Consider the following 16,960-nt stretch of genomic DNA (forward strand, 5'->3'; position numbering starts at 1 on the left):
ACTGATCACTCGCACGGTTCGACGCCTTCGCCCGCCGATGGCTCCCGCCCTAACCGGCTTGGGCCGCCGGCAGCTCCAGCACCACCTTCAGCCCGCCCATGTCGCTGTCGCCCAGGGTCAGCCGCCCGCCATAGGCCCGCGTCAGGTCCTCGACGATCGACAGGCCCAGGCCCGAGCCCGGCGCGCTCTCGTCCAGCCGGGCGCCGCGTTTCATCACCGTCTCGCGCTGGTCGGCGGGCAGGCCGGGGCCGTCGTCCTCGACCACCACGATCATCTGGCCCAGGCCGCTGGGGCCCGCCGAGACGCGGACGCGGCGCGTGCTGAACTTGGCCGCGTTCTCGATCAGATTGCCCAGGATCTCTTGCAAATCCTGGCGTTCGCCCAGGAAGGCCAGGTCGTCGGGCGCGCGCCAGTCGATCTCGGCGCCCTTGTCGCGGAAGACCTGTTCGATCATGACGGCCAGCTCGTCCAGCACCTCGGGCACGGGGGTGGTCTCGCCCAGGCCGTGGGCGGCGCGGGCGGCGGCGCGGGCGCGGCGCAGATGGTGGTCGACCTGGCCTTGCATCACCTTGGTCTGACGCCGCACCAGTTCGGGCAGGGCGCCCTCGGCGGTCCCGGCCTCGGCCAGCATGACCGAGATCGGGGTCTTCAGCGCGTGGGCCAGGTTGCCGACATGGGTGCGCTGGCGATCCACCACCTCCTGGTTATGGTCCAGCAGCCGGTTGACCTGTTCGGCCAGGGGCTGGATCTCCAGCGGATAGGACCGCCCGATCCGCGCCGCCTTGCCGTGGCGCACGGCCGCGATCTCGTTGCGCAGGTCATAGAGGGGCCGCAAGCCGACCTGGACCTGAATAAAGACCGCCGACACCAGGCCTAGGCCCAGGATCAGCAGGGCGACCCAGGTGACGGTGGCGAACTGGCGCGTGTCGGCGTCCACCTCGGACCGGTCGATGGCGGCTAAGAAGATGACCGGGTTGTCGCGCCGGGGAATGGACTTCATGCTGGCCGCGACCCGCAGCGGCTCGCGCGTGGTCGGGTCGTTCTTGGGGCCCCGGGTGTTGTAGGTGATCACCTTCCCAAACGCCCTGTCCAGCCGGGGCGGCAGATCGGCCGGCAGGGCCAGGTCATAGGTCCACAGCGAGGTCGAGCGGGCGATGCTGACCATGGTCCCGTCCGGCCGAACCTCCAGGATCTGCCAGTATTTGCCCGACAGCAGCCGCAGGGTGCGGGCGTCCTGGATCTGGGGCACGACCTCGCCCTCGCCGGTGCGGCTGGCCGCCACCACGATCTCGTCGATGGTCTCGTCCAGCATGTCGCCCAGTCGCCGCAGGGCCGATTCCTGGAAGGCCTGGGTCAGGACGATGGCGGCGATCACCAGGGCCACCAGGATCCAGGCCGAGGCCAACCAGATCAGCCGGCGCGTCAGGGATCGGCCGGGACGACCCAGATAGCGGCCCCAGTCGGCGCGTCGATCGCCAGAGGGAAGCTCGGGCGTCGCCGCCTCGCTCACGCCGCCTCGGACTCGCCGGCCAGGGGCGTCAGCCGATAGCCAAGGCCGCGCACGGTCTCGATCCGGTCCGGCCCGACCTTCTTGCGCAGCCGGCCGATGAAGACCTCGATGGTGTTGGAGTCGCGGTCGAAGTCCTGATCGTACAGGTGCTCGACCAGTTCGGTGCGGCTGATGACCCGGCCCTGGTGCATCATCATATAGTGAAGCAGCCGGTACTCCAGCGAGGTCAGCCGCAGCGGCTCGCCATTGACGCTGGCGCGGGCCGCGCGCGGGTCCAGCCTTAGGCCGCCGCACGCCAGGGTCGCCGAGGCGATGCCGGCCGAGCGGCGCAGCAGGGCCCGCAGGCGCGCCAGCAGCTCCTCGGTGTGGAAGGGCTTGGTCAGATAGTCGTCGGCGCCGGCGTCGAAGCCCGCCACCTTGTCCGACCAGGCGCCGCGCGCGGTCAGGATCAGCACCGGCGTGGTCTTGCCCTCGCGCCGCCAGCGCTCCAGCACCGACACCCCGTCGATCTTGGGCAGGCCCAGGTCCAGGACGACCACGTCATAGGGCTCGTTCTCGCCCAGATAATGGGCTTCCTCGCCGTCGGGGGCGTGGTCCACGGCATAGCCGGCGTCGGACAGGGCGGCCTTCAACTGGCGCGACAGATCGACGTCGTCTTCGACGAGAAGGACACGCATCAGTCTGGCCTGGGACGCTGGTTGTTGTTGGAGCCGCCGTCGCGCGTGCGGCCGGTCTGACCGTCGACCACGACCTCGCGGACGCGACCGTCGCGTTCCACCAGGACGGAGTAGTCGCCGTCGCCGCGCGGGCGGGTGTCGATGGGGCGCCCCCCGACGGCTTCGCCGCCACGGCGACGCGCCTCGTCCGGACTGACGCGCGGCTGGCGCGGCTGAGGCTGAGGTTGGGTCTGCTGGCGTTCGTCGCGCGACTGTGCGCTCGCCGCCGGAGTAAGGACCGGAGCGAGGGCCAGGGTCGCGACGGCGACGATCAAACTGGCTGACTTGCTGAACATGGGCGTCAATCTGGCGCCGTTCTCCTGAACAGGCCCTGAATGATCCGTATAGAATAGGGCGGACCGAAACGCCATTGCGCGAACGCCGGAACACTCCGCACCTGACGCATTTCTCATCTAGATGAACCGAACCTGATCGCCGCTGTTCAGATCGGGCTCAGCCGCCCCGTCGTCATATCTCCTCATCGCTGGTCAGCCCGACCGGCCCGCACCCGAGGAGAACACATCATGCGGAAGTTCATCATCCCCGCCGTCGTCCTGGCCGCCGTCGCCTCGGCCGCCCTGCCCGCCGCTGCACAATCCTATGGCCATCACAGCCGCCCGCCCGTCCATCAGGTCGGCTATGGCGACTGGCAGTCGATCAACGCCCGCCAGGACAATCTGGACCGCCGCATCGATCGGGGCGTGCGCACCGGCCAACTGAGCCGCCGCGAGGCGACCCGTCTGCGCGGCGAGTTCAACGGCCTGCTGCGGCTTGAGGCCAACTACCGCCGTGGCGGCCTGACGGCCTGGGAGCGCAACGACCTCGATCGCCGCTTCGACCGCCTGTCGGCCCAGATCCGCAATGAGCGCAACGACCGGGACAACCGTCGCGGCTAAAACGAAGTCACGCCCCGAGACGATTGGAGCGCGGTCCGAAAGGACCGCGCTCTTTGGTTTAGACGCCGGCCTACAGCTTGATGAAGGGCTGGATCAGCTTGCCCAGCCAGCCGTCCAGCTGGATCTGCCCGTCCAAAGCCACGACGCACAGGCAGGGATCCTGCGACACCACACGCGGCTGGTGCAGCACCTCGGTGTCCGCCTCTTCGAAGTCGCCCACATCGAACCGTTCGGTCTCGGTGGCGTAGGCGCCGTGGATGACGCAGGTCAGCTCGACGCCGCCGTGGGTGTGTTTGGGCGTCTCGCGGCCCGGCCCGATCTCGAGCAGGATGACCCGGCAATCGCCGTCGCGCGGCGCTTGAACGTCGCGGGCGCGCATGCCGGGGCCCAGCCATCGCCAGGGCCCGAGGGCGTAGCGGCGCAGGGGCTCCGGCAAGCCGACCATGTCGTTCAGGGCCGTAGACGCCAGCGCCTGTCCGGCGTCCGCCTCGACACGCGCCAGGACGCGGGCCAGGGCGTCGTCCGGCATGGGCGCGGGCTCCAGCTCGTCCAGCAGACGGCCGCCCACGGACTGAAGCCGGCGCACCCAGGCGTCGTTCTCGGGCCGCATCGCCAGGTGGGCGGCGACCACCACGGCCTCCGGCGGGCTCAGCGTGCCGGCGGCATAGGCCAACAGCCGTTCTTCGGAAGGGTTGTGACGGGCGCTCATGCCTCGCCTCCATCGTCGTCAAGCAGGGTGCGCAGTTTGATCATGGCCTTGCGTATGCGGGATTTGACCGTACCCAGCGGCAGGTCCAGCCGCCGGGCGATTTCGGAATGGGGATTGTCCTGGAAGAAGGCCAGGCGAAGGACCTCGATCTGGTCGGCCGAGAGCCGCGCCATGGCCGTTTTCAACCGCGCGGCGTCCTGGGCGGTCGAAAGGATCTGGTCGGGTCGTTCCGGCTCGTCCTGGGCCAGTTCGATCTCCGGCATCGGGGTCCGGCGCGCATCCTGGCGCAGCACGTCCAGTCGCCGGTTGCGGGCGATGGTGAAGATCCAGGTCGCGGCGCGGGCCTTGGCGCTGTCGAACAGCTCCGCCTTGCGCCAGACTGTCAGCATGGCGTCCTGGGCGAAGTCCTCGGCCGCGCCTGCGGGCGCCCCGGCCTTCATCAGATAGGCCTTCAGACGCGGGGCGAAATGTTCGAACAGGCGCGCGAACGCCTCGCGGTCCCGCCTCAGCGCCACCGCCTCGATCAGTCGGTCATATTCGCCGTCCCCCGGCGTCACGGGCGGTCGAATCCGCTGATAATCTGAGACCTGTCCATACATGGACCCTAATACGGTTCCGACGAAAGTCTGGATCATTTCGTGATCCGCCTGCGCGCACGGCGCGTATCTTCGCCACCTGCAAGCCGCCCCCCGGAGTCTTTATGTCCTTGTCGTCCCCTACCACCGAGACCGGTTCGCGGCTGCGGATCGCCGTCGTGGGCTCGGGGATCGCCGCCCTGTCCAGCGCCTGGCTGCTGTCGAAGCGCCACGATGTGACGATCTATGAGCGCGACGACCGGCTGGGGGGCCATTCCAACACCGTCGAGGTGCGCACCCCCACCGGCGAGACGGCGGTGGACACCGGCTTCATCGTCTTCAACGACGCCACCTATCCCAATCTGATCGCTCTGTTTGCTCATCTGGGGCTCGAGACCCGGGCCACCGACATGTCCTTCGCCGTATCGCTGGACCAGGGTCGGTTCGAGTATGCCGCCCCCGCCCTGTTCGCCCAGCGCCGCAACCTGTTCCGCCCGCGCTTCTGGTCGATGCTGAAGGAGATTCTGCGCTTCTATCGCTCAGCGCCCGGCGGCATGGCGGCCCTGGGCGACAGCGACGTGACCCTGGGCCAGTATCTGAAGCGCGAGGGCTTCAGCGAGGCCTTCCGCGACGATCACCTGCTGCCCATGGCCGCCGCCATCTGGTCGTCGCCGGCCCACACCCTGATGGATTATCCGGCCGAATCCTTCCTGCGCTTCTGCGGCAACCACGGCCTGCTGAAACTTGTCGGGCGTCCGCTGTGGCGCACCGTCGTCGGCGGCAGCCGAGTCTATGTCGAGGAACTGGCGCGCCAGATCGGCGCGAGTCAGCAAGGTGACGGGGTCCGGCTGCGGCGCGGGGTGGACCAGGTCCGGCGCATCGACGGCGGCGTGGTGGTCCAGGACACGACCGGCGCCGAGGAGCGGTTCGACCATGTCGTCATCGGCGCCCATGCCGACCAGGCCCTGGCCATGCTGGCCGAGCCGACGGCGCGCGAGCGTGAACTGCTGGGCGCGTTCAAATACAGCCGCAACCTGACCATCCTGCACACCGACGCCGGCCTTATGCCGCGTCGCCGCCGCGCCTGGGCCTCGTGGAACTATATCGGCGCCGACGGCGGCCTGTGCGTCACCTACTGGATGAACAAGCTCCAGGGCCTTCCGGGCCAGGACCTGTTCGTCACCCTGAACCCGCCGCGCCCGCCCGCCGCCGGAACCCTGCTGCGCAGCGAACTGTACGAGCATCCGATCTTCGACCCCGCCGCCATCAAGGCGCAAAAGGATCTGTGGAGCCTGCAAGGCCAGGGCGGGGTCTGGTTCTGCGGCGCCCATTTCGGCGCCGGCTTCCACGAGGACGGCCTTCAGTCCGGTCTGGCGGTGGCCGAACAGCTGGGCGGGGTGCGTCGCCCCTGGACCGTCGAGAACGAGAGCGGCCGCATCCACCTGTCCGCGCCCGAGGCCGAGTTCGAGCGGGCGGCGTGACCCAGGCCTCAGCCCTCTACGTCGGCGGCGTCTTCCACGCCCGCCTGCGCCCCAAGCCGCACCGCCTCAACTATCGCGTCTTCTGGCTGATGCTGGATCTGGCCGAGATCGACGCCCTGAATGACCGGCTGAAGCTCTTCTCGCGCAATCGGTTCAACCTGGTGTCCTTTCACGACCGCGACCACGGCGACGGGTCGGGCGTCTCTCTGCGATCCCAGGTGGAGCCCCGTCTGGCGGCGGTCGGCGTGGACATCGGCCGGGGCGCGGTGCGGCTGCTGGCCATGCCGCGCGTGCTCGGCTTCGTCTTCAACCCGATCAGCCTCTATTTCTGCCACCACGAAGACGGTCGGCTGGCGGCCATGATCTATGAGGTGACCAGCACCTTCGCCGAGCGGCGATCCTATGTCCTGCCGGTCCTTGCCGCAGACGCCGACGCCGGGCGCTTTCAGCAGCAGGTCGCCAAGGGCCTCTATGTCTCGCCCTTCATGGGCATGGACATGAACTATGACTTCAAGGGCCAGCCGCCGGGCGCGACCCTGGCCCTGGCCATCAACGGCTCGGACGCCGAAGGCCTGCTGATCGCCACCACCATGAGCGGGCGGCGCAAGCCCATGACCGACCGCGCCCTGGCCGCCGCCGCCCTGGCCATGCCGCTTCTGACCCTCAAGGTCGTCATCGCCATTCATTGGGAGGCGTTGAAACTCTGGCTCAAAGGCGTCCCCCTGACGCAGAAGCCCGCGCCAGAACCCGGCGTCGTCGACCTGCGTCACCGGGGCTGAGGATCGGCCCGCTCGGCGCTCCTGTCCTAAACCGACAAGCACACCACCTGCGCCACCCGCAGGTCCCGCCGCAGCGCATCCGCCACCCGGCCATAGTTGTCGATGGTCACCGGCTCGCCCAGCGCCACCTCGTCCGCGCGCTGTTCGCCGCGAATGGCGGGGGCGAAGGATTCCGGCGCCGTCGTATAGATCCGGCCCCGTCGCGGGGCCTCGGCGATGGTGACGCCCAGAACGCGGCCGCGCCCGTCCATCACCGGCGCCCCCGACAGGCCCGACAGCGTCCCCTCCAGCCCGTCGGTGCGACCGACCTCGGCCCAGGCCAGGACCGGTTCGTCACGGGCGCCTCGGCCGGACACCTTCAGGGTCTCTCGGCCCAGCAGGCGCGAGGTCACCTCCCCCGCCTGCCCCTGAGGGAATCCCGGATGAAAGGCGCGCTGCCCCTTGCGCAGAGGCGTCTGGGCGGCGACCGGCAGGGCCGGCGGCCCGCCGTCGGTGATCAGCAGGGCCACGTCGGCGCGGGGGGCCAGCCGCACGTCGGCCGCCACGGCCCGGCCGCCGCCGACCACCAGGGCGGGCCGACGACAGCCCTCGACCACATGGCGAGCGGTGACCCAACGGCCGCGTCCCGCGATGGAGAAGGCGGTGCCCGACGAGGGCTTGAAGGTGTCCGGCGCATCCAGGGTTACGGCCGTATCGAACGGCGTGACCGGCCCCAGCAGGGCGCCCTCGATCTCATCGGGCGGCGGCGGTGCGGGCGGGGCGTCGGCGTTCTCGCGTCGGCCCAGCGACACGGCCAGCAGCACGCCCGCGACCGCGCTGTAAATGGCCCAGTCCGGCAGGCGGGGGAATTGCATGACGCGACCCGTTCGCCGCTCAGCCGGTCAGGGCGGCGGACAGGATCAGGGCGGTCGCCAGCTTGGCCCCGACCAGGACCACGGCCGCCGAGACCTCGCCGTCCTTGATCCGCTGCGGCAGGCCGTGCAGCATCAGGTCCACGATCCGGAAGGCCAGCAGCTGAAGCACCAGGGTCGCCACGCCCCAGATGGCGATGTCGCGCACCGAGGTCGAGACCGACAGGGACACGGCCAGCGGAATGGCCAGGCCCACCAATATCCCGGCGAAGGCGACGGCGGCGGCCGGATTGCCCTCGCGGATCAGGGCGATCTCCTTCCACGGCGTCAGCATGGCGTAGATCGACGCCCCCGCCGCGAGCAGCAGCAGGGTGACGGCCAGGTGCATGACCATGACCGGAAAGCCCGAGGCGAAAGCCTGCACCTCGGCGCTCGACAGGACGTTCGTCAATGAGGGGTCCATGTCCACACGCCTTGCCCGATTGCCGCCCCAATCCGCAAGCGCGGCGAAGCAACACCTTGTGACGAAAGATTACAGGCCCGCGTCATCCGGCTTGTTCGCGCGCGCCTTGGCCAGGGCTGCGCTCTCGCGTTTCAGCGGCTTGGCGACGGGGCAGACCTCCTGGACATAGCCGTTCAGGGTGTTGGTCAGTTGGTCCGGCGCCAGGCTGTAGTGAACGTACTGGCCCTTCTTTTCGCTGGTCACCAGGCCCGCTACCTCGAGCACCGACAGGTGTTGGGACACCGCCGGCTTGGAGATCTCGAACTTGGCCGCAATCTCCCCGGCGGTCAGGTCTACGTGGGCCAGATAGGCCAGGATCTTGCGGCGGACGGGACTGGAAAGGGCTTCGAACACGCGTTGCATGGGCGGTATTTAAGCGATTTGCTAAGCGCTTGCCAGCGGATCATTTCGGCGCTTAAGTGATTACCTAATTACCTACTACGGGGGCCGACATGGACCACGCTGATCCCTGCGCCGTGAACAGTCTCGTCGAGACGCCCGGCTGCAGCCCGATCGAGGGCTGTGTCGTCTGGGACCCGCTTCACTCGCTGTGGAACGGCGGCATGTTGGCCGCCGCCCTGATCGTCGGCGCCAAGACCTTCAGCCTCGCCGCCGTCGCAGTCTTCGTGGTCGCGACGGGGACGACGCTTCTGCTGGGCCATTCGGTCGGATTCCATAGGCGGCTGATCCACGGCAGCTTCGACTGCCCGCTGTGGCTGGAGCGCGTCCTGGTCTGGTTCGGGACCCTGGTCGGCATGAGCGGCCCCTTCTGGATGATCCGCACCCACGACATGCGCGACTGGGCCCAGCGCCAGACCGACTGCCACGACTATCTGGCGCACCGGCGGCCGATGGCGGTCGACGCCTGGTGGCAGATGCACTGCCGGCTGGTGCTGGAACGGCCGCCGCGCTTCGAGCTGGGCCGGATCGGCCGCGACCCCGTCTATCGGTTCCTGGAACGGACCTGGATGCTGCAACAGCTTCCGGTCGCGGCGGCGCTTTGGCTGATGGGCGGCTGGGGCTTTGTGGTCTGGGGCGTCTGCGCCCGGGTCTCGGCCAGCGTCATCGGCCACTGGTTCGTCGGCCATCTGGCCCACCGTCGCGGTCCGCAAACCTGGCTGGTGCGCGAGGCGGGCGTCCAGGCCCATGACGTGCCCTGGGCCGCCATCCCCACCATGGGCGAGGCCTGGCATAACAACCACCACGCCTATCCCGGCTCGGCGAAGATCGGCCTCTATCCCGGCCAGAGCGACTGGGGCTGGCGGGTCATCCAGATGCTGGAAAAGCTTGGGCTTGCGTGGGATATCAGGACGCCGGAAACGATGGCTCGGCGCGGCCAGCGGTTGCAAAGGGCAGATATGTGAAACGATCCGTGGACATCAACAAGGCAATCACTGGCGTGGTGGCGGGAGGTGCCTCGGGCGGCGCGGGCGTCGCTCTAATCTGGGTCGTGGGAAGCTATCTGATGGCCGGCGCGCGCGGGGCCAACAGCGGCTTCGACGTCGGGCTGTGGGTCACAGTGATGCTCGCGTCCTGGATCATCGCGACCATCGTCTTCTGGTTCGGCATCGCGGGTTTGGGCTTACCTGCCTGGGCGCTTCTGCACCGACTGGGATGGACTGGTCCGCTTCAAGCGGTGTTCTTCGGCGGATTGATCACCTTCGCAGGATCAGTCGGCCTGATGCTGGCGATGGGCGGTTCGTTGTCAGAGTCTGTCGCACCCGCATCACTGCTGGCGCTCGATGGAGCCGTGGTCGGTTGGGTGATCCAGCGTATCGCCTATAGCCCGATCAAGCCGGTTCTACCGCCGCCTGCTCGGCCTTCCTGATTGCGCTCGCCCGCAGCTTCTCGCTTTCGGACTTCAGCTGGCCGCAGGCGGCCAGGATGTCGCGGCCGCGGGGGGTGCGGATGGGGCTGGCGTAGCCGGCGCGGTTCAGGATGGCGGCGAAGGCCTCGATCGTCTTCCAGTCCGAGCACTGGTAGTCCGTGCCGGGCCAGGGGTTGAACGGGATCAGATTGATCTTGGCCGGAATGCCCTCGATCAGTTTCAGCAGGGCCCGCGCCTCTTCCGGGCTGTCATTGACGCCCTTCAGCATGACGTATTCGAACGTCACCCGGCGCGCATTGGACAGGCCCGGATAGGCCCGGATGCCCGCCATCAGCTGGTCCAGCGGATATTTCTTGTTCAGCGGCACCAGGACGTCGCGCAAAGCGTCATTGGTGGCGTGCAGGCTGATGGCCAGCATGGCCGCCGTGCGCGTGCCCAGGGCGTCCAGTTGCGGCACGACGCCCGAGGTCGAGACCGTGATCCGGCGACGCGACAGGGCGATGCCCTCATTGTCCGAGATGATGTCGATGGCGTCGGCGACATGGTCCAGATTGTAGAGCGGCTCGCCCATGCCCATGAAGACGATGTTCGACAGGCGTCGGTCTTCCTTCGGCGACGGCCATTCCTCCAGGTCGTCACGCGCGACCTGGACCTGGGCCACGATCTCGGCGGCGGTCAGGTTGCGGACCAGCTTCTGGGTTCCGGTGTGGCAGAAGGTGCAGTTCAGGGTGCAGCCGACCTGGGACGAGACGCACAGGGCGCCGGCCCGGCCCACGTCGGGAATATAGACGGTCTCGATCTCGATGCCCGGCGCGGTGCGGATCAGCCATTTGCGGGTGCCGTCCTTGGACACCTGACGTTCGACGATCTCGGGCCGGGCCAGGGTGAAATGCTCGGCCAGTTTGGCCTGCATGTCCTTGGCCACATTGCTCATGGCCGAAAACTCGGTGACGCCGTAGTGGTGGATCCAGCCCCAGACCTGGCTGGCGCGCATCTTGGCCTTCTCAGGCGGACAGACATTCGCGTCGATCAGCGCCTGGCGCAGACCCGCGCGCGTCAGACCGGACAGGTTGACGGGGGCCTTAACGGCAGGCGCGTTCGAGACACGGGAAAGATCGAGCGTGATGCTCAAGGCGGCGATCCTGGATGCGGTTTAGCCGGCCTCTATAGCACAAACCCCGGCAATTGCATGACCGGGCGGTTCAGCAGGCGCCTACAGCCCCACGTCCCAGACGCCGGCGTCGCGCATCCGCGTCAGTTTCGCCTCTTCCGCCCGACCGCCCATCTCCTGGGCCATGCCGCGCACGGCGGTCGAGACGGTGGTCTTGTGCACGCCCGGAACCAGGGCGTGGGCGAAGGCGGCGCCGGCCAGCCGCAGCAGGCGGAAACCAAAGGCGGCCGAGGCGGCCATATGCTGGAAATAGGTCTCGCCCACCTCGCGCGGGTGGTCGCGGAACAGGCGGTCAAACGCCGTCGAGCCCGAGCGGGCGCGGTCGATCGTCGTCTGGCTCATACGGCGGCTCCGGCTGTTTGCAGGGTGCGATGGTCACGCGGGAACGACCGCGACGCAAGCCCTGTTTCACAAGAGCCGACACGCCCCCCATTGAGCCCATCGTCATGTGCGAGAACTCGGGCTAGGGTCGGGCTTCGATCAAGGGACTATACATGACGCTTCGCTCCACGGCCGCCTCGACCCTGGCTCTTACGGCGGCCCTGCTGGCCTTCGCCGGCCCGGTCCTTGCGCAGTCTCGCGCGCAGTCCGGCCCCAGCTATCTGCCCTATGACGCGCGGCGCGGCGTGTTCAGCTTCGCCCCCGGCCTTGAGGGCTCCCTGCCCGCCGTGGTCCAGGTGACGACCCTGGGCCAGTCGCGCGGCCCCAGCTCGGACGCCGAGGATCCCAAACCCTACGCCTCGGGCTCGGGCGTCATCGTCGACGCGGCCCAGGGCATATTGATCACCAACAATCACGTGGTCGAGAACGGGCGGAAATTCACCGTCGACCTGACCGACGGCCGGCTGTTCGACGCCGTCCTGGTCGGGGCGGACAAGGCCACCGACATCGCCGTGCTGAAGATCGTGCCCGACGGCCGGCCGCTGAACCTGAAACAGGTCCAGACCGTCGATTCCGACACCCTGCGCACCGGCGACCTGGCCTTTGCGGTCGGCTATCCGCTGGGCCTGGACCAGACCCTGACCATGGGCGTCATCTCGGGCCTGAACCGCTCGGGCCTGGGCGATGCGGTCGAGGACTATATCCAGACCGACGCGGCCGTGAACTCGGGCAATTCCGGCGGTCCGCTGCTGGACAGCCGGGGCCGGCTGATCGGCATCAACACCTCGATCCTGTCCGGCGGCATGGGCGGCGGCAACGACGGCATCGCCTTCGCCGTGCCCACGCGCATCATGCTGTATGTCGCCGACCAGCTGCGGACCCAGGGCGAGGTCAAGCGCGGCGAGACCGGGGCCATCTTCGCCTCCCTGACCGCTGAAAAGTCGCGCGGGATGCGGTTGGGCATCGTGCGCGGCGCCGTTGTCGCCGACGTGGCCCCCGGCTCGCCGGCCGAACAGGCGGGCCTGCGCGACGACGACGTCATCACCCGTATTCAGGGCCGGCCCGTGGCCAACGCCGGCTCCATCAACGCCACGGTCGGCATCGCCGCGCCGGGGTCCAGCCTGAACGTGGTCTATCTGCGCGCCGGGCACGAGGCCACGACGGCCCTGACGGTCGCGACCCCGGTCGAAAGCGCGGTCCAGATCGGCGCCGACCGTGTGCTGGCTTACGGCGCCACCCTGCGCGACGTGGACGGCGAGGTTCAGGTCGTCGCCGTCGAGGGCGGCTCTCCGGCGGCCCAGGGCGAGCTGATCGCCGGGGACATCATAACCTCGGTCGGGGGCGCCCCGGTCGCCGACGCCCGCGCGGCGGCCGAGGCCCTGCGCGCATCGACGGGCGCAGTCGCGATCGAGGCGCGGCGCAACGGCGACATGACGACGGTGACGGTGGAAATCCTCGGCTGAGGCCGGAACGGGTCCGGACCGGGAGCCGACTGTGGCGCATCCGATCCGGACCTGGCTCCAGACAGCGAAACACCCGCCTTGCCTGGGAGGGGGAGGGGATCGGCAAGGCGAGCGCTCGCTTGGAGAAAGCATCGGCCGCCGGAGCCCTTGGTGGAAACATCCAGGGGGCTGGGGGGGGGCTGTTCAGGATCCGGACGCTTCCGAACTCCGACGAGCCGATGATCGATATTTCGCCGCCCAAACAGGCGGGCGAAGGACCGAAACAGGGCCATTTGGTGTCGTTTGCGTTTTCTTGCCCCCTCTGGCGCCCCCACCGGCGCCTCCCTCTGGCGCTGCGGCCCCCGTCGCCTAAGTTCAGACCATGAGCATCACCCCTCACGACGCGCCCTCCCCCGCCGGTCCCGTCTTCTTCGACCGGCGTGAGCTAGATCCGATCCTGCGGGTCTATGGCCGTATGGTCGCCCAGGGGGAATGGCGAGACTACGCCATGGTCGGCCACAAGGACTTCGCCGAGTTCGCCGTCTTCCGCCGCTCGGGCGACGCCCCCCTCTACCGCATCGAGAAACGCCCGGCCCTGCAAACCCGCCAGGGCCAGTGGGCCGTCATCGGCGAAGGCGGCCAGATCCTGAAACGCGGCCGCGACCTGGCCCAGGTGCTGCGGGTGTTCGACGGGAGGAAGTTCCAGGTGGTGGATTGATGAAGTGAGCGAGGGTGAGCCAAACGCAGTTGGAACGCCGCTCACGCCTTGCTCACTCTTCACCTCTCGCTCACGCCGCAAAAAGAAAGGGCCCCGCGAGGGGCCCTTTCCGCATCCGTCTTGCGACAGCGCTTAGTTCCGGTTGCCGCCCATGAAGGCCAGCAGGAACTGGAACAGGTTCACGAAGTTGATGAACAGGCTCAGGGCGCCGAAGCCCGTGGCCACGCCCATGGCGTTCTGGTCGCCGCCCAGGGCGTAATAGGTCATCTTCAGACGCTGGGTGTCATAGGCGATCAGACCCGCGAAGATCAGCACGCCCAGGCCCGAGATGATCAGATAGAAGGTCCCGGACTGCATGAACATGTTGACGATCGACGCGATGACCAGGCCGATCACGCCGAAGATCAGGAAGGTGCCCATGCCCGTCAGGTCTTTCTTGGTGGTGTAACCCACCAGGCTGAGACCGCCGAAGGCCGCCGCCGTGACCAGGAAGGTCGAGGCCAGCGAACCGCCGGTGTAACGCAGGAACAGCACGCCCAGGCCCGCGCCTATGGTCGCGACCACGGCCCAGTACAGCAGGTTCACGCCCTTGGCCGTCGGGTTCTTCATGAAGAACATCGAGCCGAACAGCATCACCAGCGGCGAGAACTGCACGATCATGCCCAGCATGGTCAGGCCTACGCGGCCTTCCGGCGTCACGCCGAACAGCAGTTGCTGGACCGCCGGAACATTGCCGGTCGTATAGGCCAGGGCCGCCGCGACCACGAGGCCCAGGGCCAGCTTGTTGTAAACGCCCAGCATGAAGCCGCGCAGGCCGGCGTCGACCGACATGTCGGCCGTCTGGGGCAGGGGGCGGGCGTAGCCGTTGTTGAAATCGCTCATGGCGACGAACTTTCTCCGATTGGCCGGAGAGACTTCTCCGGTCACAGACGCTGAATATCGGGAGCCTGGGGCTCCACTGCAAGGAAAACCGGACTTGGAGGGGCCGGTTCCAGCCGCTACCTTCGGTCGCATGCTGCGCCTGTTCACCGCCCTGACCCTGCCGCCGGACGTCGGCGAGACGCTGAAACGCCGCCAATCCGGGCTGCCGGGCGCGCGCTGGCGACCGCTGGACGCCCTGCACGTCACCCTGGCCTTCTATGGCGAGACGGACGAGCGCCGGGCCGACGACCTGGCCTCAGAACTGGCCCGCGTCGCCGGCGGTCCCTTTGAAATCAGCCTGAAAGGCGTCGGCGCCTTCGGCGACGACCACCGCAGCCACACCCTATGGGCCGGGGTCGAGACGCCCAACGAGCGGCTGACGGTCCTGGCGAGCCGCTGCAAAAAGGCCGGCGAGCGGGCGGGTCTGACGCTGGAGGCGCGCGACTATCGCCCCCACGTCACCCTGGCCTATCTGAAGCCCCAGACGAACACCGACCGGATCGGCGCCTGGATGGCGGGCCACAATCTGCTGCACTCGCCCCCGATCCGCATCGACCGTTTCGGCCTGTACTCCAGCGTCCTGACCGGCGACGGCAGCCAGTATGCGCTGGAGCGGGAGTATCTGCTGTGAATGCGGCGAAACGCGCCTGACCCGCTGACGGCAACCGAAGGCCCGGTTCCGGCGTATTTTCAAAAATACGAACGAGGATGAAGCCCCATGATCCGCGCCGCCCTGATCGCCGCTTGCGCCGCCCTGACCCTGCCCTCGACCGCCCTGGCCCAGTCGCGCGACATCGATCTGGACCGGTTCGACGGCCGCTGGTTCGAGATCGAGCGCAGCCACAACGACGTCCAGAAGGACTGCAGCCGGGCCCAGATCGACTTCACGCCCCAGGATCGGGCGGACCGCTATCGGCTGACCGTGACCTGCACCCGCCGCGCCGACGGCCGCAACGAGGTGCTGCGCGCCAACGCCCGCATCGTCGACACTGTGACCAACGCCAAATTCCGCTTCACCCTGCCCGGCCTGCTCAGCTTCGGCGGCCTGGCGGGTCAGAACTACTGGGTCTGGGACCACGACCCCGAATACAACTGGGCCATCCTGGCCCTGCCGAACAAGTCCGACTGGTGGATCTGGCACCGCGACCAGACCGCCTCTCCGGCCGAACGCGCCCGCCTTCTGGCCCGCGCCCGCGCCCTGGGCATGGACATGAGCCGGGTCGTCACCACCGGCCGTTGAGGCGACGGGCCGAACGGGGCTTCTATCCTTAAGGAGGCATTGCCGCCCTGCCCCGGACGACTACCTAATAGTCACGCCTGCCGAACACAGATACCCGTGGCGTCGCGATCAACCATGGAGCGATCATCGTGACCGACTGCTGCGCCCCCGAAACCCCCATCCTGTCGCGTCGCGGCGCCTTCGGCCTGATCGCCCTGGGCGCAGGCGTCAGCCTGTTGTCCACCCTGGCGCCGGGCGTAGCCCGGGCGCGGGGTCATACGGACATGCTGCTGCTGACCTGCATGGACTATCGTCTGACCGACGACACCGTCGCCTATATGGAAGGCCACGGCTTCCACGACAAATACGACCACGTCGTCCTGGCCGGCGCCTCTCTGGGGGCCCTGACCGACAAATTCCCCAGCTGGGGCGAGACCTTCTGGACCCACCTGGACGTCGCCATCGACCTCCACCACATCCACAAGGTCATGGTGATCGACCACCGCGACTGCGGCGCCTACAAGGTCATCCTCGGCGCCGAAACCGTCGACACCCCCGATAAGGAGCTGGCGGTCCACACTCAGCAACTTCACGCCCTGCGCGACGCGATCAAGCAGCGCCACCCCAATCTTGAGGTCGAACTGGCCCTGATGGATCTGGACGGCAAGGTCGAGGAGATCGCTTAAGGCGGGTCGCCCGCCGCGTCTTGAACGCCCCGAAAGGCCAGGCCTGTCGTCCCGCGAGGGGCGGCAGGCAGCTTGCGTTAAGAACATATCCGGAACATAAATCCGGCATGGCCGCAGCCGCCCTCTCTCTCGAACTGGTCTTCAGCCGGCCGGAAACCACCCTGTCGGTCACGCGCGGGGCGGCGCGGTTGATGCTGGATCTGGGCTATGCGCCCCTGCTGGAGGTCGGCCTGCCCAATGGGCGGCGCGCGGACGTCATGGCCATCGGGCGGCGCGGCGACATCGTCATCTGCGAGGTGAAGTCGGGGATCGACGACTATCGCGTTGATCGCAAATGGCAGGAGTACGGCCCCTTCTGCGACGCCTTCTATTTCGCTGTGGCCCCGGAATTTCCACAAGCTGTTCTGCCGGAGACGCCGGGTCTGATCGTCGCCGACGGTTTCGGCGGGGCCGTGGTGCGCGAGGCGCCGGCGACGCCCCTGGCGCCCGCCCGCCGCAAGGCCCTGACCCTGGCCTTCGCCCGGCTGGGGGCGATGCGAACCTTCCGGGACTGACGCGCCTAATTCTGAAGAAAA

Annotated in this window: 22 protein-coding genes; 11 read left to right on the forward strand and 11 right to left on the reverse strand. The window is 68.2% G+C overall.

The window, feature by feature from the left end; all coding sequences use genetic code 11:
• Positions 1–49: 49 nt before the first annotated feature.
• Genes OU998_RS01585 through OU998_RS01595 form a run of 3 tightly spaced genes read right to left on the reverse strand, consistent with a single transcriptional unit; the run spans position 50 to position 2,522 of the window.
• A complete protein-coding gene (locus OU998_RS01585) occupies positions 50–1,510 on the reverse strand; it encodes a sensor histidine kinase (protein WP_267515101.1) in 1,461 nt (486 codons plus the stop codon).
• Positions 1,507–2,187: a response regulator transcription factor gene (locus OU998_RS01590; RefSeq protein WP_267515102.1), complete on the reverse strand. Its 681-nt coding sequence runs from the start codon at positions 2,185–2,187 to the stop codon at positions 1,507–1,509. Before OU998_RS01590 ends, OU998_RS01585 begins: the two co-directional genes overlap by 4 nt.
• The gene (locus tag OU998_RS01595) at positions 2,187–2,522 is read right to left on the reverse strand and encodes a PepSY domain-containing protein (protein ID WP_267515103.1); all 336 of its coding nucleotides are present in this window, start codon (positions 2,520–2,522) and stop codon (positions 2,187–2,189) included. The genes OU998_RS01590 and OU998_RS01595 overlap by 1 nt, the downstream gene beginning before the upstream one ends.
• A 228-nt stretch (positions 2,523–2,750) precedes the next feature.
• Here OU998_RS01595 and OU998_RS01600 point away from each other — a divergent pair, with 228 nt between their 5' ends.
• On the forward strand, positions 2,751–3,122 hold the full coding sequence (locus OU998_RS01600) for a hypothetical protein (protein WP_267515104.1): 372 nt from the start codon (positions 2,751–2,753) through the stop codon (positions 3,120–3,122).
• Positions 3,123–3,192: 70 nt separating this feature from the next.
• Here OU998_RS01600 and OU998_RS01605 read toward each other — a convergent pair whose 3' ends face one another.
• The gene (locus OU998_RS01605) at positions 3,193–3,831 is read right to left on the reverse strand and encodes a ChrR family anti-sigma-E factor (protein WP_267515105.1); all 639 of its coding nucleotides are present in this window, start codon (positions 3,829–3,831) and stop codon (positions 3,193–3,195) included.
• Positions 3,828–4,466: a sigma-70 family RNA polymerase sigma factor gene (locus OU998_RS01610; RefSeq protein ID WP_267515106.1), complete on the reverse strand. Its 639-nt coding sequence runs from the start codon at positions 4,464–4,466 to the stop codon at positions 3,828–3,830. Before OU998_RS01610 ends, OU998_RS01605 begins: the two co-directional genes overlap by 4 nt.
• A gap of 65 nt (positions 4,467–4,531) precedes the next feature.
• On the opposite strand from OU998_RS01610, the gene OU998_RS01615 reads away from it, so the two are divergent.
• Together OU998_RS01615 and OU998_RS01620 are read left to right on the forward strand one after the other, a co-directional pair.
• A complete protein-coding gene (locus OU998_RS01615) occupies positions 4,532–5,887 on the forward strand; it encodes an NAD(P)/FAD-dependent oxidoreductase (protein ID WP_267515107.1) in 1,356 nt (451 codons plus the stop codon).
• Positions 5,884–6,666, forward strand: a complete 783-nt coding sequence (locus tag OU998_RS01620) for a DUF1365 domain-containing protein (protein ID WP_267515108.1) — start codon at positions 5,884–5,886, stop codon at positions 6,664–6,666. Before OU998_RS01615 ends, OU998_RS01620 begins: the two co-directional genes overlap by 4 nt.
• A 26-nt stretch (positions 6,667–6,692) precedes the next feature.
• On the opposite strand, the gene OU998_RS01625 is transcribed toward OU998_RS01620, so the two are convergent.
• From OU998_RS01625 to OU998_RS01635, 3 genes are all read right to left on the reverse strand, one after another.
• Positions 6,693–7,520: a S1 family peptidase gene (locus OU998_RS01625; protein ID WP_267515109.1), complete on the reverse strand. Its 828-nt coding sequence runs from the start codon at positions 7,518–7,520 to the stop codon at positions 6,693–6,695.
• A gap of 19 nt (positions 7,521–7,539) precedes the next feature.
• Positions 7,540–7,980: a DUF350 domain-containing protein gene (locus tag OU998_RS01630; RefSeq protein WP_267515110.1), complete on the reverse strand. Its 441-nt coding sequence runs from the start codon at positions 7,978–7,980 to the stop codon at positions 7,540–7,542.
• 69 nt (positions 7,981–8,049) lie between these two features.
• Positions 8,050–8,382, reverse strand: a complete 333-nt coding sequence (locus OU998_RS01635; RefSeq protein ID WP_267515111.1) for a metalloregulator ArsR/SmtB family transcription factor — start codon at positions 8,380–8,382, stop codon at positions 8,050–8,052.
• An 89-nt stretch (positions 8,383–8,471) separates the two neighbouring features.
• Here OU998_RS01635 and OU998_RS01640 point away from each other — a divergent pair, with 89 nt between their 5' ends.
• The gene (locus OU998_RS01640; RefSeq protein WP_267515112.1) at positions 8,472–9,383 is read left to right on the forward strand and encodes an acyl-CoA desaturase; all 912 of its coding nucleotides are present in this window, start codon (positions 8,472–8,474) and stop codon (positions 9,381–9,383) included.
• An 8-nt stretch (positions 9,384–9,391) separates the two neighbouring features.
• Positions 9,392–9,847 (forward strand): hypothetical protein, encoded by a 456-nt coding sequence (locus tag OU998_RS01645; protein ID WP_267515113.1) that lies wholly within the window; start codon positions 9,392–9,394, stop codon positions 9,845–9,847.
• Here OU998_RS01645 and rlmN read toward each other — a convergent pair.
• Together rlmN and OU998_RS01655 are read right to left on the reverse strand one after the other, a co-directional pair.
• Entirely contained in the window at positions 9,810–10,979 is a 1,170-nt protein-coding gene (gene rlmN / locus OU998_RS01650) for a 23S rRNA (adenine(2503)-C(2))-methyltransferase RlmN (RefSeq protein ID WP_267515114.1), read from the reverse strand. The genes OU998_RS01645 and rlmN overlap by 38 nt on opposite strands.
• An 81-nt stretch (positions 10,980–11,060) precedes the next feature.
• Positions 11,061–11,360 (reverse strand): DUF6356 family protein, encoded by a 300-nt coding sequence (locus OU998_RS01655; RefSeq protein ID WP_267515115.1) that lies wholly within the window; start codon positions 11,358–11,360, stop codon positions 11,061–11,063.
• A gap of 152 nt (positions 11,361–11,512) precedes the next feature.
• Between OU998_RS01655 and OU998_RS01660 the strand changes: the two genes are divergently transcribed.
• Positions 11,513–12,862, forward strand: coding sequence for a trypsin-like peptidase domain-containing protein (locus OU998_RS01660; protein ID WP_267515116.1), 1,350 nt, complete (start codon positions 11,513–11,515; stop codon positions 12,860–12,862).
• A 361-nt stretch (positions 12,863–13,223) separates the two neighbouring features.
• A complete protein-coding gene (locus OU998_RS01665) occupies positions 13,224–13,559 on the forward strand; it encodes a DUF2794 domain-containing protein (protein ID WP_267515117.1) in 336 nt (111 codons plus the stop codon).
• Positions 13,560–13,691: 132 nt separating this feature from the next.
• Here the strand turns inward: OU998_RS01665 and OU998_RS01670 are convergent, their stop codons facing one another.
• On the reverse strand, positions 13,692–14,441 hold the full coding sequence (locus tag OU998_RS01670; protein ID WP_267515118.1) for a Bax inhibitor-1/YccA family protein: 750 nt from the start codon (positions 14,439–14,441) through the stop codon (positions 13,692–13,694).
• 130 nt (positions 14,442–14,571) lie between these two features.
• Between OU998_RS01670 and thpR the strand changes: the two genes are divergently transcribed.
• The 4 genes from thpR to mmcB all read left to right on the forward strand — a co-directional run bounded on the left by thpR (position 14,572) and on the right by mmcB (position 16,939).
• Positions 14,572–15,111 carry an RNA 2',3'-cyclic phosphodiesterase gene (gene thpR, locus OU998_RS01675; protein ID WP_267516677.1) on the forward strand — a complete coding sequence of 180 codons (540 nt, stop codon included), beginning with the start codon at positions 14,572–14,574 and terminating at the stop codon, positions 15,109–15,111.
• A gap of 87 nt (positions 15,112–15,198) precedes the next feature.
• Positions 15,199–15,720: a lipocalin family protein gene (locus OU998_RS01680; RefSeq protein WP_267515119.1), complete on the forward strand. Its 522-nt coding sequence runs from the start codon at positions 15,199–15,201 to the stop codon at positions 15,718–15,720.
• 128 nt (positions 15,721–15,848) lie between these two features.
• The gene (locus tag OU998_RS01685) at positions 15,849–16,385 is read left to right on the forward strand and encodes a carbonic anhydrase (RefSeq protein WP_267515120.1); all 537 of its coding nucleotides are present in this window, start codon (positions 15,849–15,851) and stop codon (positions 16,383–16,385) included.
• 107 nt (positions 16,386–16,492) lie between these two features.
• A complete protein-coding gene (mmcB, locus tag OU998_RS01690; RefSeq protein WP_267515121.1) occupies positions 16,493–16,939 on the forward strand; it encodes a DNA repair putative endonuclease MmcB in 447 nt (148 codons plus the stop codon).
• Positions 16,940–16,960: the final 21 nt, after the last annotated feature.

The organism is Brevundimonas sp. SL130 (assembly GCF_026625805.1).
Lineage (GTDB): Bacteria > Pseudomonadota > Alphaproteobacteria > Caulobacterales > Caulobacteraceae > Brevundimonas.